This window comes from Streptomyces sp. NBC_00080 (genome assembly GCF_045041255.1).
GTDB lineage: Bacteria > Actinomycetota > Actinomycetes > Streptomycetales > Streptomycetaceae > Streptomyces > Streptomyces coriariae.
Genome location: NZ_CP108235.1, coordinates 5,878,426 through 5,895,959, shown reverse-complemented (window position 1 = coordinate 5,895,959; position 17,534 = coordinate 5,878,426). Strand labels below are relative to the sequence as shown.

The 17,534-nt window shown below is 71.5% G+C and carries 16 protein-coding genes, 2 tRNA genes and 1 pseudogene; 11 read left to right on the top strand and 8 right to left on the bottom strand.

What is annotated here, in order from left to right:
* Positions 1-45: 45 nt before the first annotated feature.
* Both OHU34_RS26390 and OHU34_RS26385 read left to right on the top strand, forming a co-directional pair.
* The gene (locus OHU34_RS26390; protein ID WP_405768599.1) at positions 46-633 is read left to right on the top strand and encodes a bifunctional DNA primase/polymerase; all 588 of its coding nucleotides are present in this window, start codon (positions 46-48) and stop codon (positions 631-633) included.
* A tRNA-Lys gene (locus OHU34_RS26385) sits at positions 624-697 on the top strand. Before OHU34_RS26390 ends, OHU34_RS26385 begins: the two co-directional genes overlap by 10 nt.
* A gap of 112 nt (positions 698-809) precedes the next feature.
* On the opposite strand, the gene OHU34_RS26380 is transcribed toward OHU34_RS26385, so the two are convergent.
* Complete coding sequence (locus OHU34_RS26380) at positions 810-2,078, bottom strand: M6 family metalloprotease domain-containing protein (protein WP_372481746.1); 1,269 nt, start codon at positions 2,076-2,078, stop codon at positions 810-812.
* A gap of 337 nt (positions 2,079-2,415) precedes the next feature.
* Here OHU34_RS26380 and OHU34_RS26375 point away from each other — a divergent pair, with 337 nt between their 5' ends.
* On the top strand, positions 2,416-4,251 hold the full coding sequence (locus tag OHU34_RS26375; protein WP_142264486.1) for a bifunctional diguanylate cyclase/phosphodiesterase: 1,836 nt from the start codon (positions 2,416-2,418) through the stop codon (positions 4,249-4,251).
* On the opposite strand, the gene OHU34_RS26370 is transcribed toward OHU34_RS26375, so the two are convergent.
* The 3 genes from OHU34_RS26370 to OHU34_RS26360 form a co-directional block, all read right to left on the bottom strand.
* The gene (locus OHU34_RS26370) at positions 4,230-5,348 is read right to left on the bottom strand and encodes an LLM class flavin-dependent oxidoreductase (protein ID WP_200839696.1); all 1,119 of its coding nucleotides are present in this window, start codon (positions 5,346-5,348) and stop codon (positions 4,230-4,232) included. The two genes, OHU34_RS26375 and OHU34_RS26370, sit on opposite strands and share 22 nt — an antisense overlap.
* 132 nt (positions 5,349-5,480) lie before the next feature.
* On the bottom strand, positions 5,481-6,212 hold the full coding sequence (locus OHU34_RS26365) for an aspartate/glutamate racemase family protein (protein WP_142264487.1): 732 nt from the start codon (positions 6,210-6,212) through the stop codon (positions 5,481-5,483).
* Complete coding sequence (locus OHU34_RS26360) at positions 6,209-7,057, bottom strand: aspartate/glutamate racemase family protein (RefSeq protein WP_142264488.1); 849 nt, start codon at positions 7,055-7,057, stop codon at positions 6,209-6,211. The genes OHU34_RS26365 and OHU34_RS26360 overlap by 4 nt, the downstream gene beginning before the upstream one ends.
* A gap of 137 nt (positions 7,058-7,194) precedes the next feature.
* Between OHU34_RS26360 and OHU34_RS26355 the strand changes: the two genes are divergently transcribed.
* Together OHU34_RS26355 and OHU34_RS26350 are read left to right on the top strand one after the other, a co-directional pair.
* Positions 7,195-8,157 (top strand): D-2-hydroxyacid dehydrogenase, encoded by a 963-nt coding sequence (locus tag OHU34_RS26355; protein WP_230195631.1) that lies wholly within the window; start codon positions 7,195-7,197, stop codon positions 8,155-8,157.
* A gap of 23 nt (positions 8,158-8,180) precedes the next feature.
* Positions 8,181-9,554 (top strand): amidase, encoded by a 1,374-nt coding sequence (locus OHU34_RS26350; protein WP_230195630.1) that lies wholly within the window; start codon positions 8,181-8,183, stop codon positions 9,552-9,554.
* A 42-nt stretch (positions 9,555-9,596) separates the two neighbouring features.
* Here the strand turns inward: OHU34_RS26350 and OHU34_RS26345 are convergent, their stop codons facing one another.
* Complete coding sequence (locus OHU34_RS26345; protein ID WP_200839697.1) at positions 9,597-10,118, bottom strand: DUF3830 family protein; 522 nt, start codon at positions 10,116-10,118, stop codon at positions 9,597-9,599.
* Between the two features lie 97 nt (positions 10,119-10,215).
* On the opposite strand from OHU34_RS26345, the gene ehuB reads away from it, so the two are divergent.
* The 6 genes from ehuB (at position 10,216) to OHU34_RS26315 (ending at position 14,531) form a co-directional block, all read left to right on the top strand.
* Positions 10,216-11,139 carry an ectoine/hydroxyectoine ABC transporter substrate-binding protein EhuB gene (ehuB, locus tag OHU34_RS26340; protein ID WP_142264492.1) on the top strand — a complete coding sequence of 308 codons (924 nt, stop codon included), beginning with the start codon at positions 10,216-10,218 and terminating at the stop codon, positions 11,137-11,139.
* Positions 11,139-11,879: an ectoine/hydroxyectoine ABC transporter permease subunit EhuC gene (gene ehuC, locus OHU34_RS26335; protein ID WP_142264493.1), complete on the top strand. Its 741-nt coding sequence runs from the start codon at positions 11,139-11,141 to the stop codon at positions 11,877-11,879. Before ehuB ends, ehuC begins: the two co-directional genes overlap by 1 nt.
* Entirely contained in the window at positions 11,876-12,523 is a 648-nt protein-coding gene (ehuD, locus tag OHU34_RS26330) for an ectoine/hydroxyectoine ABC transporter permease subunit EhuD (RefSeq protein WP_020132278.1), read from the top strand. The genes ehuC and ehuD overlap by 4 nt, the downstream gene beginning before the upstream one ends.
* Positions 12,513-13,337 (top strand): ectoine/hydroxyectoine ABC transporter ATP-binding protein EhuA, encoded by an 825-nt coding sequence (ehuA, locus tag OHU34_RS26325; protein WP_020132277.1) that lies wholly within the window; start codon positions 12,513-12,515, stop codon positions 13,335-13,337. The genes ehuD and ehuA overlap by 11 nt, the downstream gene beginning before the upstream one ends.
* A gap of 248 nt (positions 13,338-13,585) precedes the next feature.
* Positions 13,586-14,344, top strand: coding sequence for an IclR family transcriptional regulator (locus OHU34_RS26320; protein ID WP_230195628.1), 759 nt, complete (start codon positions 13,586-13,588; stop codon positions 14,342-14,344).
* Positions 14,345-14,457: 113 nt separating this feature from the next.
* Positions 14,458-14,531 (top strand) — tRNA-Lys (locus OHU34_RS26315).
* Here the strand turns inward: OHU34_RS26315 and OHU34_RS26310 are convergent.
* From OHU34_RS26310 to OHU34_RS26300, 3 genes and pseudogenes are all read right to left on the bottom strand, one after another.
* Positions 14,497-16,214, bottom strand: a pseudogene (locus OHU34_RS26310) (AMP-binding protein). The gene OHU34_RS26315 and the pseudogene OHU34_RS26310 sit on opposite strands and share 35 nt — an antisense overlap.
* 40 nt (positions 16,215-16,254) lie before the next feature.
* Complete coding sequence (locus tag OHU34_RS26305; RefSeq protein WP_142264495.1) at positions 16,255-16,716, bottom strand: DUF3592 domain-containing protein; 462 nt, start codon at positions 16,714-16,716, stop codon at positions 16,255-16,257.
* Between the two features lie 89 nt (positions 16,717-16,805).
* Entirely contained in the window at positions 16,806-17,411 is a 606-nt protein-coding gene (locus OHU34_RS26300) for a lytic polysaccharide monooxygenase (RefSeq protein WP_020132274.1), read from the bottom strand.
* Positions 17,412-17,534: the final 123 nt, after the last annotated feature.

Genomic DNA, 17,534 nt, shown 5'->3' with positions numbered 1-17,534 from the left:
GCAACCCTGTGAATTCGTCCGCTCACCCCCGGTAGACCTGGCGGTATGAGCAGCGCATGCGACGAACCCATCGGCGTCACCCCGGACGGCGCCGCCTGGCTGGCCTCCGCCGGGACATATCCGCGCAGCACGCTCGCCTTCTGGGAGGAGCGGCCGCAGGCCCCGGTGGTGCTGCCCTGCGGCTCGGCGTTCGACATCGTCAGCGCGCCCTCGATGTTCGGGCGGCTGATGCTCGACCGGCTGTGGGGCGAGGGGCCGGGCTCCGGGCCGGTGGCGGCGTTCCGCGGGCGGACGCTGCTGTTCGCGGCGCCGGGCACGGCCCAGCGCCTGCCCTCGCTGCTGGAGTGGGAGGAGTGGAGCGCCGAAGGCCGCCGGGACGGCCGTACCGCGACGGTGCCGCCGCTGCTGTGTCACGGCACGGGCGACGCGGTGACCGTGCCCGCGCTCACCCCCGCCGGGGACGGTGCGTCGACGCGCTGGATGGTCGCCCCGGACACCCGTCATCCCTGGCTGCCCGGCCCGGAGATCCTGCTGTGGGCGGCCGTCCGGGCGGCCCGTTCGGCCGTGCGGATTTCGATTTCTCCTCCCCAGGACCAGGATGCTAAGGTCTACGACGTCAGCAGGCGCCGCTAGCTCAGTTGGTTAGAGCAGCTGACTCTTAATCAGCGGGTCCGGGGTTCGAGTCCCTGGCGGCGCACCGACAGCAAAGGCCCCTCGCGAGAGCGAGGGGCCTTTCGCGTGTCCTAAACGGGTCACGTCCGGGAGGGGCAGGTCCAGGACGGGTCACGTCCGGGACGCCGCAGGAGGGGTCACAGCTTCGTCCCCGGTGTGATCCTCACCGTCCACTCCCCCGACACCGTGCGCCCCTCCACGTCCACCCGTACGCCGTTGCCCGGCACCGTGAAGCTCTCGCCGAGGGCGACCGGGGCGTCCGCGAGGGGCGGGTAGACCGAGTCCTCCCAGCAGGCCTCGGTGCGCGGATGGGCGTCGATCACCTCGACCGGGCCCCGGCCGGACCGGGCGCCGCTGCTGACGCGGTAGACGAGGATGCCGGTGCGGCAGGCCGCCCGGTCGTTGCCCGCCGGACCGCGCGCCTCGAAGGCGAGCGCGCTGTCGGGGCCGGTGCGCACCACGGCCAGCTTGGGCCCGTTGCCGAGCCCGAAGGACGGCGCTCCCGAGGCGCCGGCGACCTGCACGCCCGGCCCGGCGCTCAGCGGCTCCAGGGTCAGCCGGGTCGGACCCGGCCCCCGTACGCACACCACTTGGCGCTCGTCCAGCCAGCCCAGTTTCCACTTGTGCCAGGCGAAGAGGTCCGGGGCGAGGCCGAACTGGCTGCCCATCAGGTCCCAGTCGCCGACGTAGGTGTCCCAGTCGCCCTTGCCGTCGACGGGGCGGTGGTAGAGGTCGGGCAGGTCGAAGACGTGGCCGGTCTCGTGGGCGAGGACGAGACGGTCCGGGGGATGCTGCTCGAAGACGGTGACGACCCGGCGGATGTCCGCGCCGTCGGCGTTCAGCGGGGTGTCCAGGTTGACGACCTTCGTGGCGTCCGAGTCGACGCCCGGCGCGTCCGGGTCGGCCACGAAGTAGACGACGTCGTAGCGGGAGAAGTCCACGTGGGGGTCGGCGGCGGCCAGCGCGTCGTGCAGGTAGGCGGCCCGGCTGTCGGCGTCCCAGTCGCGCTGTATGGCGTACGCGGTGGACGGCTTCGGCATGCCGATCCAGCGCTTCAGCGGATGCGCGCGCAGGGCGAACTTCCCGTAGGACGCCTGCCGGAAGAAGGTGCTGGTGGCCGGGAAGTGGTCGGCGGCCAGTTCGTCGGGGGAGGTCGTCGGGTACCGGTCCGGGAAGGACAGGAAGACCATCACGGCGTCGAGGGAACGGGCCGGCCGGGGGTAGGCGCTGTTCCAGGTGTCCACGCCCTCCGAGTGGTGGGCCGCGGTGCGGGTCAGGGCGCACGGGGCGGGTGAGAAGGGCTCGGCGACCGAGGGGCCGCCGACGAGCGAGTTCGCGACCAGCGCCGAGAGGGTGGTGAACACGGCCGCCGTACTGCGCAGTCGGGGGCGCGGAAGCAGTCGCACACGTCGCGGCAGTCGCGGCACAGAGACCTCCGGAAGGCGGTTCACAGGACACCGCCACCCAGCCTGTGTGAAATTGTCGTACTACGCCCTGTTTGTCTGCCCCAGACGAGTGAGAAGGCAGAAAGCGGGCATCACCTCGACACCCCCGGAATTCTCACGGAACGTCACAAGCGGTCGTCCCCCCACAGAACCGGGCCAGGTGCGGGCAGAAACGATCTGTCAGAAAGGCCGGTTGTTCGGGGACACTGGGCAGTGGCTGCGCGGGTCCGGGGGCAGCCTCTATGATCGGCAGACTTTCCTGCACGGACAGCGATCGAGTGCACTGCGGGAGCGAGCGGTGAGCGGAACGTCCGAAGGGCCGACGCCCGCGGCAGACCTCGACCGGTCAGCCGTCACAGAGAGTGACATCGACAGTACGGAAAGCGGGCTCCTGGTCAACCGACCACCGGCCTACCGTTCCGTCTTCGCGGCGGCACCCCTCGCCATGGCCGTGGTCGACGGCGAGGGTCGCATCGTCGACGCCAACGACGCGCTCGGCGCGCTGCTCGGCGGCGGGAGCGAGGGCCTGGTCGGACGGGTCGCCTCCGACCTGCTGGACCTGACCTCCGACGCGCGCACCTGGCACGCCTACCGCGAGGTGCTGCGCGGCCGTCAGGCGAGACTGCGCTGCACCCGGCGCCTGAAGCAGCCCGACGGGCGCTCACTGTGGGCGCAGGTCACCGTGTCCCCGCTCGACGCGGACATGCCCGGCGTACTGCTGTCGGTCGCCGACGTGAGCGCTCACCGTGACCTCCAGGCGAGACTGCGGCATCTCCAGATGCACGACCCGGTCACCCGGCTGCCCAACCGGACCCTGTTCTTCGAGCGGGTGTCCGCGGCACTGGAGGCGGAGGCGTACGAGCAGAGCGGGACCGGCCGGATCGGCCTGTGCTACCTGGACCTGGACGGCTTCAAGGCGGTCAACGACACCCTCGGCCACCGGGTCGGCGACCTGCTGCTGGCCGCCGTCGCCGAACGGCTGACCGAGAGCGCCGAGCAGGCCGGGCAGACCCGGCCGAGCGTGCCGCTGGTGGCCCGGCTGGGCGGCGACGAGTTCGCCCTGCTGGTCGAGGACTCCACCGGCACCGAGCAGCTGGCCGACCTCGCCGAGTCCGTGCTCAAGGCGCTCCAGGCCCCCTTCGACCTGGCCGGGCACCGGCTGAACGTCTCCGCGTCGATCGGGGTGGTGGAGCGGCACGCGGCCGGCACCACGGCGACCGGTCTGATGCAGGCCGCGGACACGACCCTGTACTGGGCGAAGGTGGACGGCAAGGATCGCTGGACCCTGTTCGACCCGGAGCGCAACGCCCATCTGATGACCCGGCAGGCGCTGGCCTCCACGCTCCGTCCGGCCATCGAGCGCGGCGAGTTCCGCCTCGACTACCAGCCGCTGGTCGGCATGTCGGACGGCCGGCTGCGCGGTGTGGAGGCACTGGTCCGCTGGGATCACCCCCGGTTCGGGCTGCTGTCGCCGAATCGGTTCGTCGCGCTGGCCGAGGAGGACGGTTCGATCGTGCCGCTCGGCCGATGGGTTCTGGCCACCGCCTGCCGCCAGGCACGGCAGTGGCAGCTGGACAATCCGGACGATCCGCCGCTGTTCGTCAGCGTCAATGTGGCGGTGCGTCAGGTGTGGGACTCCGACCTGGTGGCGGATGTGGCGGAGATCCTCGCCGAGACCGGGCTCGCGCCGCACCTGCTCCAGCTGGAACTCACCGAGTCGGCCGTGATGGGCTCGGCGGGGCGGCCGCTCCAGGCGCTCCAGGCCCTCAGCGACATGGGCGTCGGCATCGCCATCGACGACTTCGGCACCGGCTACTCCAACCTCGCCTACCTGAGCCGACTGCCGGTGTCGGTGCTGAAGCTCGACGGGTCCTTCGTCCGCGGCTTCCAGTACGAGGGCGCGGGCTCCCCGCCGAACCCGGCCGACCAGGTCGTCGTCGAGGCGATGATCGACCTCGCCCACCGGCTGGGACTGACCGTCACCGCCGAGTGCGTGGAGACCTCCGCGCAGGCGACCCGGCTGCGCAGCATCGGCTGCGACACCGGACAGGGGTGGCTGTACTCCCGTCCGGTGTCGCCGGACCGTATCTCCGAGCTGATGGGGACCGAGACCTACGCCGTCGGCAACCCGTAGGCGTCCGCGACGAGTTCGTAGGAGCGCAGGCGCAGCTCACCGCGGTGGGCGTGGCTGGTGAGCATCAACTCGTCGGCACCCGTGCGCTTGTGGAGGTCGTCGAGGCCGGAGCGCACCTCGTCGGCCGTGCCGTGGATGATGTTCGCGCCCCAGGAGTCGACGAACTCCCGTTCCAGCGGACTGAATTCGTGCGCCTCCGCCTCCTCGGGGGAGGGGAACAGGCCGGGGCGGCCGCCGCGCAGCCGGATCATGTTGAGGCCGGTGGCCAGGACCTGGCGGCGGGCCTCGCGCTCGTCGTCGACGGCGAGCACGGAGACGCCGATCAGCGCGTACGGCTCGGCGAGCACCTCGGACGGCCGGAAGGACTCCCGGTACAGGTCGAGGGCCGGGACGGTGTTCTGCGCCGAGAAATGGTGTGCGAAGGCGAAGGGCAGGCCGAGCACACCGGCCAGCCGGGCACTGAAGCCGGAGGAGCCGAGCAGCCAGACGGGCGGCCGGTGCGGCGACTGCACCCCGCCGGGGGACGTGCCCTGGACCGGGCCGGGGATCGCGTGGATACGGCGGTAGCGGTGACCGTCGGGAAAGTCGTCGTCCAGGAAACGGGTGAGCTCGGCGAGTTGCTCGGGGAAGTCGTCGGCGCCCTCGTGCAGGGTGGCGGTGCGGCGCAGGGCGGCGGCGGTGGCGCCGTCGGTGCCCGGGGCGCGGCCGAGGCCGAGGTCGATGCGGCGGGGGGCCAGCGCCTCCAGGGTGCCGAACTGCTCGGCGATGACGAGGGGCGCGTGGTTGGGCAGCATCACGCCGCCCGAGCCGAGCCGGATGCGGTCGGTGTGGGCGGCGAGGTGGGCGAGGATCACCGCGGGCGAGGAGGAGGCGACGCCCGGCATCGAGTGGTGCTCGGCGACCCAGTAGCGGTGGAAGCCGCGCGACTCGGTGAACCGCGCGAGGTCGACGCTGGTGCGCAGGGCGTCGGTGGCGGTGCGACCCGAGCCGACGGTGACCAGGTCCAGCACGGAGAGCGGCACCGGTGCGCCGCCCTGGGCCACCCCTCGGATCTCGTCCGCCTCCGTCACATCGCTCACCGTCTCGTCCGCCGCCACGGGGGTCCTCCTGTTGTCGACCGTGCACTGTCCTCGGGCGGTTAACAGGAGGGTGTCCCCGTTTATTCCCGGCCGGCCTGCCGGACCGACCGGCGCGACCGACCGGCGCGACCGACCGGCGCGACCGACCGCTCAGACCTGCACGATCGGCTCCCGGGTGAACAGGACGCCCAGGCCCGTGGCGTTCACCCGGCGGTCGGTGAGGCGCAGGGCCTCCCAGACCGTGACCTGGTTGGCGGTGAGGACGGGCTTGCCGAACTCCTTCTCCAGAGCGGGGAGGAACGCGGCCGTGTGCAGGGCGGTGTCGGGCAGCAGGATCGCCCCGGCGTCGGGCGCGTCGGCCGCCCGTGCGAGGGCGAACACCTCCGCCTCGCCCCAGGTGCCGACCTCGGCCGCCGTGACGATCCCGGCGCTGTGGACGCCGGTCACCTCCACTCCGCCCGCCCGCAGGAACCCGGCGAACAGTGCCGCCACGTCGTCCGGGTACGTGGCCCCGACGGCGACCCGCCCGGCGCCGATCTCACGGGCCGCGTGCACGAAGGCGAAGGAGGTGGAGGAGGCCGGCATCCCGGCGGTCGTGGCCAGGGCGCGCACCTGCTCCTGGGCGCCCTCCCAGCCGTGCACGAAGCCGCCGCTGGTGCAGGCCCACACGACCGCCTCGGCGCCGGCCAGCCGCAGCTGCTCGACGCCCTTCGCCAGCCGGTGCGGCGCACCCATCTCGCGCAGCGCGTCGACCCTGTGCGCGTCCTCGCCGATGTCCGTGTGGACCAGGTCCAACCGGATGTCACTGCCCAGGAGCTGCTCGATACGGGGGTAGTCGTCCTCGGCCGAGTGGCCCGGATAGAGGAAACCGAGTGCGGTCATGTCCAGCCTTCCTGCTGCTCTTCGTCCGGCAGGACCGGGGGTTCCTGCGGCACGGGAAGTTCCCGCGGTACCCGGGTGTCCGGCAGCCCGGGGGGCCACACACGTGCCGAAGTGTCCAGCAGCGCTTGATACGGTCCCACCGCTCGGGTACCCAGTCGGCGCAGCGCCGCCCACATGGTCACCTGGTTGGCCGAGATCACCGGTATCCGCAGTTCGGCCTCCAGTTGGGGGATGACGTCGTAGGTCGGCAGGTTGGTGCAGGAGATGAACAGGACGTCGGCGGTGGCGGGCGCGGGCACCGCCCGGTGGGCCATCTCCACCACCTCCCGGTACGGAACCCTCCAGATGTGCCGGGTCAGGCCCATGAACGCGCGTCCGGTGACCGTGCCGCCCGCCTCGGCCACGTACTCCTCGAGCGAGCGCGTCACCGACTCCGTGTACGGCGTCACCAGCGCCACCCGGCGGGCGCCCAGCTCCGTCAGGGCCTCGATCAGCGCGCCCGAGGTGGTCACGGACGGTGTCGCACCGGCCCTGGTCATCGCCTCGCACATCGCCCGCTCCCCCGCGAGCCCGCCGACGAAGCTGCCCGAGGCGCAGGCATAGGCGACGGTCTCGGGGGCGACCGCGATCAGGGTGCGGACGGCGTCCCTGAGGGTCTCGTGCTCGCTCACCCGGCGGGCGAGATCCAGGCTGACCTCGACGGGGACGTACGGCGTGCGCGTCAGGTGGAGCGAGACGTCGTCCGGCGTCCAGCGCCACAACTCGCGATCCAGCGCGAAGTCGAAGGGGGCGACGACCCCGAGGCCGCGCTGCGCGCGGGGGCCGCCGAGAAAGGTGACGTCCATTGCGGGCACCGCCCTCACCGGGAGACAGGATGCGCAACGAGCCGTACGCACGGCCGTGTTGACGACGGTAGGTTCGGGTGCGAACGTGGTCAATCCGCGCACGTCAGGCACTTGGTCACGGACGGAGGGGGCATCGGATGGCCGTCGTCCCCGCAGCCCTGCCCACGGTTCTCGTGCTGGACAGCGATCCCCTGCCCCGGCTCGGGCGTCTCACCGGGCGGGCCCGGGTGCTGCACACCGACGAGGCATCCCTCGCCGCGCGGCTGCCCGAGGCGGACGTCCTGCTGGTCTGGGACTTCACCTCGCACGCCGTGCGCGCCGCCTGGCCCGGCGAGGGGCCGCGGCCGGGCTGGGTGCACACGGCGAGCGCCGGCGTGGACCACCTGCTCTGCCCCGAGCTGGCCGCCTCGGACACGGTGGTGACGAACGCCCGCGGCATCTTCGACGAGCCGATCGCCGAGTACGTCGCCGCGCTGGTCCTGGCGATGGCGAAGGATCTGCCGCGGAGCTGGGAGCTTCAGCAGCGGGGCGAGTGGCGGCACCGGGAGGGCGGGCGGGTCTCCGGGACCCGGGCCGTCGTGGTCGGGTCGGGGCCGATCGGACGGGCGATCGCCCGCACCCTGAAGGCGCTCGGCATGACCACGGCCGTCGTCGGCCGCGTCCCGCGCACCGGCATCCACGGCCCCCAGGACCTGGACCGACTCCTCGCCCGCGCCGACTGGGTGATCGCGGCCGCCCCGCTCACCGAGCAGACACACGGCATGTTCGACACCCGGCGGTTCGGCGTGATGCAGCCCTCCGCCCGCTTCGTGAACGTCGGCCGCGGCCCGCTGGTCGTCGAGGACGCGCTGGTGCGGGCCCTGGAACGGCGGTGGATCGCGGGCGCCGCCCTGGACGTCCTCACCACCGAGCCCCTCCCCGCCGACAGCCCGTTGTGGCACGTCCCGGGGCTGCTGATCTCGCCCCACATGAGCGGAGACACGGTCGGCTGGCGGGACGAACTCGGCGCGCAGTTCGTGGAGTTGTTCGAGCGGTGGGCGGCGGGCCGGCCGCTGAAGAACGTGGTCGACAAGCAGCGCGGATACGTGCCCGGACACTGACGTCCCCGGCTTCGGGAGGGTGCATGACCGACCTCACCACACTCACGGCGACCGAGCTCCTCGACGGTTACCGCAAGGGCGAGTTCAGCCCCGTGGAGGCGACCCGCGCGGCCCTGGACCGGGCGGAGCGGATCCAGCCGGAGGTGAACGCGTTCGTACGGATCCTCGCCGACGAGGCGCGGGCGCAGGCGGAAGCCTCTCGGGAGCGGTGGCGGCGCGGGGAGCCGGCCGGGCCGGTCGACGGGGTGCCGGTGACGGTCAAGGACATCCTGCTGCTGAAGGGCCATCCGACCCTGCGCGGCTCGAAGTCCGTCGACCCGTCAGGGTCCTGGGACGAGGACGCCCCCTCCGTCGCCCGGCTGCGCGAGTCCGGCGCGGTCTTCGTCGGCAAGACGACCACGCCCGAGTTCGGCTGGAAGGGGGTGACGGACTCCCCGCTGACCGGTGTGACCCGCAACCCGCACGACCCGTCGCGCACGGCGGGCGGTTCCAGCGGCGGGAGCGCGGCCGCGGTGGCGCTCGGCGCGGGGCCGCTGTCGCTGGGGACCGACGGCGGGGGCAGCGTCCGGATCCCGGCCGCGTTCTGCGGGATCTTCGCGCTGAAACCGACGTACGGCCGCGTGCCGTTGTACCCGGCGAGCGCCTTCGGCACGCTGGCGCACGTGGGTCCGATGACCCGGGACGCGGCGGACGCGGCGCTGCTGCTCGACGTGATCGGCGTGCCGGACCCACGGGACTGGTCGGCGCTGGGTCCGCCGGACGGGTCGTTCCGGGCGGGGCTCGACCGGGGCGTGCGCGGACTGCGGGTGGCGTACTCGCCGTCGCTCGGCGGACAGGTCGCGGTACGGCCGGGGGTCGCGGCGGCGGTGCGGCGGGCCGTGGAGCGGCTGGCGGAGCTCGGCGCGTACGTCGAGGAGGCCGACCCGGACTTCACCGACCCGGTGGACGCCTTCCACACCCTGTGGTTCGCCGGGGCCGCCCAGGTGACCCGACGGCTGCGGGCGGACCGGCGGGAGACGCTCGACCCGGGGCTGCGGGAGATCTGCGCCGAGGGCGCGCGGTACTCCGCCCTCGACTATCTGTCCGCGGTGGACGTCCGGATGGAACTGGGCCGCCGCATGGGCCGTTTCCACGACACCTACGACCTGCTCCTCACCCCGACGCTGCCGATCACGGCGTTCGAGGCGGGAGTCGAGGTGCCGGCCGGGTCGGGGCATCGGCGCTGGACGGGGTGGACCCCCTTCACCTACCCCTTCAACCTCACCCAGCAGCCCGCGGCCACCGTCCCGGTGGGCACGGACGGCGACGGGCTGCCGGTGGGGTTGCAGATCGTGGCCGCCCGCCACCGGGACGACCTGGTGCTACGGGCGGGGCACGCGTTGCGCGGGTGGTCGTAGCCCGCGCCCCTCGCCCTCGCCACCCGCTCTCACCCCGGCCCCTCACCCGGCAGGGGCGCCCCCGGGCGGGCCGGAGCGCCGGAACCGCAGCGTCTCTCCCGCCGCGCCCGTTCGCCACAGGTCGTTGCACCCTTCCGCCATCTCCTCCAGGCCCTCCACGATCCGCCCCCAGACGATGCCGGGGACCCAGCCGACGTCGCCGTTGAGGAGCAGGTTGTTGCGTTCGTAGAAGAGGGCCAGGTCGACGACCGTGGTGCCGGGGCGGACCTCGCGGTCGTAGCCGTAGGCCTGGGTGCCGAGTTCCGTTCCCGCGAAGGAGAAATAGCAGAGATCTCCCGGGATGGGAGTGACGGTCGGGTTCTCCAGCGGTGGTTCGGATGTCGTGAATGGCGGGAAAAGGGCGTAGATCTCGTTACGGGCGTATTTGGCGTGGTAGACGTCTCCGGCGAGCGGAAGGGAATCCCAGACGGCCGCGCAGGTGATCGGCGCACGATCGTCGAGCAGCTGCGCCGTGGCGGTGATTCCGCGCTTGACCAGCGAGACTTCGATGTATCGGTCAGCCATGCGTTCCATGGTCCACCCGCGGTCAAGGCGGCCTCGGTGACGACCGGGGCCGAAAGCGACCCGTGTAACTCGCATGAAGTCGGGTAGCGGCGCGCCTATGGCTCGACCACACGCGCATCGATCAGGAACCGACAACGGCCGCCACGGAAGACTCAGCCGCCGCTCGCTGCTCGCCGGAGCGGCGCTGAGCGCTGCGGGGGGTCTCGGGGTGGTCGGCTGCAGCCGCGTCCCGGGGGACGGAAAGGTGTTGGGAGGCAGCCTCCTGGACACCCTGCGGGATCAGGGATCCGTGAAGATCGGCATCGCCAGCGAACCGCCCTTCGGCTATGTCGGAGACGACGGACAGGCCACCGGAGAAGCACCCGCGATCGCGAAAGTGATCTTCAATAAACTCGGCATCGACGAGGTCAAGCCGGTGCCGGTGGACTTCGGTGCCCTCATACCCGGGCTGAAGGCCCGGCAGTTCGATGTGGTGTCGGCCGGGATGTACATCAATCCCCTGCGGTGCGAACAGGTGCTGTTCGCCGACCCGGACTACCTGATGCTGGACGCCTTCATCGTCAGGAAGGGCAACCCGCACGGCATCAAGACGTATGAGGACGTCAAGAAGAAGGGCCTCAAGCTGGCCTCCGGCAAGGCATACGCCCAGATCGACTACGCCAAGGCCGCGGGCATCTCCGATGTGCTGGTCCTGCCGGACCAGGTGGCCGGGCTCGACGCGGTGGCGCAGGGCCGGGTGGACGCCTTCGCGGGCACGCGCATCACGGTCAAGTCGGCGGTGGCGGGTTCCGGACGCGTGTCGGCCACCGAGCCGTTCCAGCCCGTGGTCGACGGCAAGCCCGCCTACGGCGCCGGCGGATTCGCCTTCCGGCAGTCCGAGAAGAACTTCCGGGACGCGTTCAACAAGGAGCTGCTGAAGCTCAAGCAGGACGACTACAGGGAACTCCTGCGGATCGTCGGCCCCTTCGGCTTCGCCAAGGCCGACATGACGGACCTCACGGCGAAGGAGCTGTGCGGCTGATGATGACTTCCGAGTTCTTCACCACCTGGTTCCTGCCGGGGGTCTGGGTCACGGTCCAGGTGACGGTGCTCTCCGCGGCCCTCGGCGCCGCCATCTCGTTCGGCATCGGTCTCGCCCGCGGGTCGCAGTTCTGGATCGTCCGCTTCCTCGCCGGGACCTACTTCGAGGTCTTCCGTGGCATGTCGGCGCTGGTGCTGATGTTCTGGATGTTCTTCGCGCTGCCCCTCTTCGGCTGGCAGCTGGTGCCCATGTGGGCCGGCGTCAGCGCGCTCGGCCTGACCTATGGCGCCTACGGCTCCGAGATCGTGCGCGGTTCGCTGGCCGCCGTCACGCCGGCCCAGAAGGAAGCGGGCATCGCGCTCAACTTCACCCGCCTGCAGCGGCTGCGCCTGATCGAACTGCCCCAGGCGTGGCCCGAGATGGTGCCGCCGTTCAACAACCTGCTGATCGAGCTGCTGAAGGGCACCGCCCTGGTGTCGGTCATCACCGTGGCCGACATGACGTTCGCCGGCAATCTGCTCCGGCTGGGCACCAACGAGACCACCCCGGTCTACACCCTGCTGCTGGTCCTCTACTTCGTTCTCGCCTTCCTGATCACCCGTGGCATGCGGCTGCTGGAGCGCAGGGCGAAGGCCGGCATCGGGCAACTGCCGGTGAAGAACGGCGGGACGACCAGGAAACCCGGCGCCCGCGGCGAAAGCCTGCAGGCCGGTTCGCAGTCCGCGGGAGGTATGGGATGAGCTGGGACTGGAACGTCGTGGACGACTTCATGCCGCGGTTCTGGGACGGCGTGCTCGTCACCCTGCAAGCCCTGGCCATCGGCACCCTGATCGCCTTCGCGCTCGGTCTGGTGTGGGCGCTGGCACAGCGGTCCGCGCAGGCCTGGGTGCGCTGGCCGGTCGTCGCCGTCACGGAGTTCATCCGCAACACACCGCTGCTGGTGCAACTCTTCTTCCTCTTCTACGTGGTCCCCAACTTCGGCCCGTCGATGTCGCCGCTCACCACCGGCATCGTCGGCCTCGGACTGCACTACTCCACCTACACCGCGGAGGTCTACCGCGCGGGCATCGACGGCGTGCCCGCCGGCCAGTGGGAGGCGGCCACGGCGCTGAGCCTGTCCAAGGGGCGCACCTGGCGGGCGGTGATCCTTCCGCAGGCGATCCGCCGCGTCGTCCCGCCGCTGGGCAACTACGTCGTCGCCATGCTCAAGGACTCCCCGATGATCGCGACCATCGGGGCCTTCGACATGCTCGGCGAGGCCCAGGCCTTCAGCAACGAGACCTTCACCACCGAGGCGCTCACCGTCGTGGGCGTGGCCTTCATCGTCATCGCCTACCCCGCCTCCCTCCTGATCCGAGCCCTGGAGCGACGCCTTGTCCGCTGACACCAATCCCGCAGAGAACACCGAACTCCTCGCCAATCCGCCGGTGGACGGCAGTGAACTGATCCGGTTCGACAAGGTCACCAAGCGCTTCGGCGACAACACCGTCCTCGACCGGCTCGACTTCTCCGTCGACTCCGGCAAGCACGTCACACTGATCGGCCCGTCGGGCTCCGGCAAGACGACGATCCTGCGGCTGCTGATGACCCTGACCGAGCCCGACGAGGGCACGATCAGGGTGGGCGGCGACTACCTGACCCACGAGGAGCGGAACGGGAAGCTGGTCCGGGCCGGCGAGAAGCACATCCGTGAGGTCCGCAAGAACATCGGGATGGTCTTCCAGCAGTTCAATCTCTTCCCGAACATGAAAGTGCTGCGCAACATCACCGAGGCTCCGGTCACCGTCCTCGGCCTGTCCAAGGACGAGGCCGAGCAGCGGGCCCGCGACCTGCTCGAACTGGTGGGCCTGACGGAGCACATCGACAAGTACCCGACCCAGCTGTCCGGCGGCCAGCAGCAGCGGGTGGCGATCGCCCGGGCGCTGGCGATGCGACCGCAGGTCCTCCTGCTGGACGAGGTGACCTCCGCGCTGGACCCGGAGCTGGTGGCCGGCGTCCTGGACGTGCTGCGGGACATCGCCCGCACCACCGACATCACGATGCTCTGCGTGACCCACGAGATGAGCTTCGCCCGGGACATCTCGGACCAGGTCCTGATGTTCGACTCGGGTCGTGTCATCGAGTCGGGCCCGCCGGAGAAGATCTTCAGCGAACCGGAGCAGGAGCGGACGCGGGAGTTCCTCAGCGCCGTGCTGTGAGGCTCGGGGAGGGGCGCCACCCCGAGTGGCGCCCCTCCCTCTCCCCCGGCGACCCGCATCACTCGGTGCGCGGAAACCCCCGCCCGGACCCAGGCATGCTGCTGACATATGCCATGGGAGCAACCCCCTTGCCGCGAGGGGGTAATCCCCTCAACACCCCTCCCCACGAGCCGGTTGCCGGATATCGTGGAGGGTGATTCGCTGGCAGGATCAGGGATCACGGCCATGAGGCGACCAGGGGGGAAACCGTGGCGCTGAAGCACGAGCCGACCGTGCCGTACCACTCGGCCCAGGAAGCGTTGCGCGTCCTGGAGACGGTGGCGCGGCACTCCACCGGTGTCACCGACGCCGAACTCGCCCGCCAGACCGGACTCACCCCGGAGCGGCTGACCGCGCTCCTGCGCATGCTGCGCCGCGAGGGCTACGTCGAGCAGATCGCCGACGGGGCGTACGTCACGGGCGACGCCCTGACCCGCCTGGGCTCCGCGCACCATCGCGCGCAGGCCCTGCGCGACCAGCTCCAGCACACCCTCGACCGGCTCCGTGACTCCGTCGGCGCCGCCGTCTACATCAGCCGGTACGTCGACGGCGAGGTCACGATCACCCAGTACGCCGACGGCCCGGCCACACCGTCCGTCAACGAGTGGGTCGACTTCCGCTCCTCCGCGCACGCCACAGCGCTCGGCAAGAGCCTGCTGGGCCAGCTCGACCACAACGGCCGGCGCGACCACCTCTCCCGGCACAAGATGGCCCGGCTCACCTCGCGCACCATCACCAGCGACAAGCTGCTGCTCTCCCGCCTGGAGGCCCAGCCGCCCACCGTCCCGACGCTCGACCTCCAGGAGTACGCGATCGGCACGGTCTGCGCGGCCGTCCCGATCACCGCCGGCTCCATGGCGGGCTGCCTCGCCCTCTCCCTGCCCGTCGAGCACGCCCACCGGCTCCGCCAGGCCGCCGAGACCCTGAACAGGAACGCGGCACCGGTACTGCTGTCGCTCGCGATCTGACGCCCGTCCGACCGTTGGCCCGGCGGGTGCTCCCGGCATGGTCCGGAGCACCCCCGCGGACCGGGTAGTATTTTCTCCGTCGTCAGCCGCCGAAGGCGGAGGACGGGAGTCATGCGCCGCTAGCTCAGTTGGTTAGAGCAGCTGACTCTTAATCAGCGGGTCCGGGGTTCGAGTCCCTGGCGGCGCACCGATGAAGGGCCTCTCGTGACACGAGGGGCCCTTCGGCGTTCCCCCCGGTCCCCATGCTGTCGGCGTCCGCCGTCGTCAGCCGTCGGTACGTCGCCCCGCCCGGCGGCCGCCACCACACCGGATCGGCGCACCGGATCCCCTCCCGCCGCAGCAGTGCCCGGTGGATCTTGTTCGTGGCGGTGACGGGCATCCGCTCCAGGACCCGTACGAACCGGGGCGCCATCTTCGTCCCCAGATCCGGCTGGGCGAGCAGGAACTCGGCGAAACCGAGCGGATCGAAGGATCCCGCCAGCGCCGCCATCACCTGGTCCCCGGTCACCGGATCCGGCACCGCGTAGACGGCCACGGCGGCCGCCCCCTCGTACCGGGCGAGGATGTTCTCGATCATCGCGGCGGCCAGGTTCTCGCCGTCGACGCGGAGCCGGTCGTCGGTGCGGCCCGCGAAGTAGAGGAAGCCTTCGCGGTCGCGGTAGAAGAGGTCGCCGGTCCAGTACTCCCCGTCGGTCCGGCGCCGCTCCGCCTCGGCCGCCGGGTTGCGCCAGTAGCCCTCGAAGGGGTTGGGTCCCCGGTTGACCAGCTCGCCGATCGCCTCTTCGCCGTTCAGCAGCCGACCGGCCGGGTCGAGAACGGCCGGCGGACACTCGGCGCGGGTCTCCCGGTCGAGGACGACGAGACCGGGCGCCGCCCGCCCGACCGCCCCCGCCGGAGTCCCCGGCGACCACTGCACGGCCGCCCCGCCCTCCGAGGAGCCGTACCCCTCCACCAGCCGCACCCCGAACCGTCGCTCGAAGGCCGCCGCGTCCACCGCCCCCGCCTCGGTGCCGAAACCGAGCCGCAGGGTGTGCTCCCGGTCGTCCGGGCGCGGCTCGGTGGCCAGGACGTACTGGATCGCCCGGCCCACGTAGGTGAAGTACGTCGCCCGGTAGCGCCGTACGTCCGCCAGGAACCCGGACGCCGAGAACCGCCGCCGCAGCGCCACCCCGGCCCCGGCCGCCAGCGCGGGCGCCCAGTCGGCGATCACCGCGTTGCCGTGGAACATCGGCATGCAGACGTAGTGCACGTCGTCCCGCCGCACGGAGAAGTGTCCGGCCAGCGAGCGCCCCGCGGCGGCCAGCCGGCCCTGGGTGCAGATCGCCGCCTTGGGCGCGCCGGTCGAGCCGGAGGTGAAGTAGAGGAGGAGCCGGTCGGCGGGGCCGGCCCGGGAGGCGTCGGGGCGGGCGTCCGCGTACGGGGCGAGCAGGTCGTCGTACTCCGGGGTGCCGGTGATCAGCAGGCGGACCCCGGGCAGGTCGAGGCCCCTGAGGAGGGGGAGATGGGTGTGCTCGGTGATCAGCAGCCCGCACTCGGTGTGCAGGATGTCCCGGGCCAGTTCGGGGCCCCGCCGGGTGGGGTTGATCCCGGCGACGGCCGCGCCGGCGAGGGCGGCGGCCGACAGCCAGAGCGGGAACTCCAAGGTGTTGTCCAGCAGGACCCCGACATGGGGCGGACCGCCCGACGGCAGCAGGTCGGCCAGCAGCGCCGCACGGGCGGCGGCACCAGCGGCGACCTGGTGGTGGGTGAGGACGGTGCTCCCGGTGTCCTCGGGATTGCCGGTGCCCTCGGGGTTCCCGGGGTTCTGGCACCACAGCCCGGGACGGTGGTCGCCCCACCGGGCCGCTACGAGTTCGGCGACGGACTCCATGGCGGCGCACGGTAGTTGACGTTCCGTCAGATGTGGAGGGCTACGGCATGAAGTCGTCGGCCTCGGCGAACATCCAGTGGGCGGTGACCATGAAGAAGACGCAGAAGGCGATGGCCACGCCGAGGAAGAGCAGCAGACAGCCCGACTCGGCGAGGAGCCTGCCGCGGGCGGGCGCCTTGGCCGTGGCCTCCTCGGGGTGCCCGGCCGCGTAGTGGACGGTGACGATGTCGCCCTCGATCGTCGTCCCCGGGCCGTTCGCCTCCTCGAAGCGGACGGCCCGGCCCTCGCGGGTGGTGAACTCGTAGACGTGGTGCAGGGTCGTGCTGACCATGGTGTCGCCGCCGCCGCTGGTCGTCGTGTACGACCGCAGACAGCGCGCCTGCGCGGTGAGGCCGCCGTTCCAGGCCCGGGCGACCCGCCGGGAGCGGCGGACCAGCCCGAACACGCCGAACAGCAGGCCGGCGATCATGATCGACGGCACGAGGTAGAAGAAGGCTTCCATGAGCTCCCCCGAGGTCCGGTCGCCGACCTGGTCGTGCCGGCGTGCAGGGAACGTACCCGCGCGCGGACCCGGGGGAGCTCAAGCCATGCTCAGAACGTGACGTCGGAGCAGGCGTAGAACGCGTTGGTCGTGTCGGCGACCGTCCACACCGCGACGATCACGTGACGTCCGCTGAGCCCGGACGGCAGCGTGCCGCTGTGCGAGAGGGTGGACGGGGGCCGCTGACCGCCGTAGGGCACGGTCAGGAACGGGGTGAGGTTGAGGTCGGAGCGGGCCAGGTTGTGGTTCTGGTTCCAGCCCTGCTTGGTGACGTAGTACTTGAAGTCGCTCGTGGCGTGCATGGCGGTGAACTGCCACCGGAAGGTGTAGCTCTGGCCACCGGTCACCTTGGTGGCCGGCCACGCCGCGCCCGAGGGGGTCTTCGGGCTGTCGAGCTGGGCGAAGCGGGTGTTGTTCGCGGAGCAGATCCTTCCGTCGGCCGCGCCGGACGCCGGGAAGCCCTTCGGGCCCTCGACGCTCTGCGGCTCCCACTGGATGTCACCGCAGTTGGGGACGGAGCCGTTCTGGCAGAGCTTCTGCCGGCTGATGGGGAGGTCGGTGTAGCCGTGGCCGCTCGCACCCCCGGCGGTGAGCACGAAGGCTCCCGCCGTGGTGAGTCCGAGCGCGGCGGCGTACCACTTGGTCTTTTTGCGCATGCTGCCGCTCCTGGAGAACGTGGGGAGTTCGGTGAGGAGTTCAGTGAGCTCATGCGTGCAGGTCTAGACCAAGTTCGAGATTATTGCCGTTTCTTGGCTGTGTCCATATCAAAGACGCGTCCG